Consider the following 269-nt stretch of genomic DNA (forward strand, 5'->3'; position numbering starts at 1 on the left):
TGTAACTCGAAAAATTCTCGTGATAGGGCTAAGAAACTCAAACAGACTGGCTTAGAGCTGACGAAACAGAATAAAGAGAACCTAAGATATCTTGCTAAGAGTCATGGCAAGACACAACAAGATATCTTAAATGAGTTGGTTGGATTAGCTTATAATCAAACACGAAATCAAGAAATTCAACTAAACTCATCCTTTCCTAATCAAGATGCTTTTTTCGATAGCATTCCTCAAATGCAGCCCTCTAGCTCGCAAAAGGAAGATGGTGAGAC

The 269-nt window shown here is 37.9% G+C and carries 1 protein-coding gene; it reads left to right on the top strand.

The window, feature by feature from the left end:
- The coding region (locus SB689_RS23210) for a hypothetical protein (protein ID WP_410694412.1) at positions 1–269 on the top strand (269 nt) is incomplete at both ends.

Origin of the sequence: Chryseobacterium sp. SIMBA_038 (assembly GCF_046535115.1) — a bacterium.
In the GTDB taxonomy this organism is placed as follows: domain Bacteria; phylum Bacteroidota; class Bacteroidia; order Flavobacteriales; family Weeksellaceae; genus Chryseobacterium.